General features: G+C 45.8%; 2 protein-coding genes. Both read left to right on the top strand.

The features are described from left to right. On the top strand, positions 1 to 169 hold a 169-nt coding region (locus tag A3750_RS17875), incomplete at its 5' end, for a flagellar protein FlaG (protein WP_197475127.1). Positions 170 to 300: 131 nt separating this feature from the next. Beyond that, on the top strand, positions 301 to 1,060 hold a 760-nt coding region (locus A3750_RS17870), incomplete at its 3' end, for a flagellar filament capping protein FliD (protein WP_304440211.1).

Raw genomic sequence — 1,060 nt, 5'->3', positions numbered from 1 at the left:
AAGAGATCTCAAGTTTCAACTTGATGATCAGTCTGGTAAGACAATAATTACCGTCTATGATGGTTCAACCGAAGAGGTTGTTCGTCAGATACCGGATGACGTTGTTCTGCGTTTGGCGCGGGACTTGCAACAAGATCAGCCAATTAGTTTATTCAATGCAAAAGTTTGATTAGACCGGCGGTTACCGGAAGTTCTGGGTAGGGAAGCAAGGGCAAAAGGCAAACTTTTGCCCTTTTTTGTCTATGGGCTTAAGCGCCTTTATTAGGCGTTTACACAAATCAGCACAAGTAGGTAGTAGTTATGGCAAATGTATCATCTATCGGGATAGGTTCTGGTGTTTTGACCAGTGATCTGATTGATCAGTTGGTCGGCGCTGAGCGAGAGCCTACGGAAAAACGCTTAGACGCAAAAGCAGAAGCCGTAACAGCTGAGCTTTCTTTGTTTTCTAAGATTCAATCTGCAGTGACGGATCTACGTCTTCCTGCACGTACACTTTCTAACTCCGCGACATTTAACGAGTTATCGGTGACGAGCAGTAGCAGTGCGTTTACGGCTTCGGCGGGGAGTTCTGCGTCTGCAGGCTCATATACCTTGGAGGTATCCTCGCTAGCAAAGTCACAATCCCTTAGTTCTGCAGCTTTTGCAGACAAAGATACGACTGAGTTAGGCGAAGGAAAGCTTGCATTTACGATTGATGGAAAGACCACCACCATTACCATTGATGCAACCAATAATACGCTTGAAGGTATCGCCTCGGAGATCAATTCGGCGAGTGGTTTGGATGCAAGCGCAACGATCATTAATAACGGTAATGGCTTTCAGCTCGTCATCAGTGGAAACAAAACAGGAGCTTCTAATTCTATAGATATATCTGTTACGGATGATGGCGATGGTAACAACACGGATAATCTGGGACTTTCAAGCCTGTCATATACCGCGGGCGCTCAGAATCTCACGCAGAACCAAGCAGCTTCCGATGCGGCATTTGAATTCAATGGCATCCCTATTACGCGCAGCACTAATACGGTTGACGATTTGGTTGAAGGCTTGACCATCAATC

Source organism: Oleiphilus sp. HI0079 (assembly GCF_001635105.1).
This window is presented reverse-complemented; position numbering and strand designations above follow the sequence as displayed.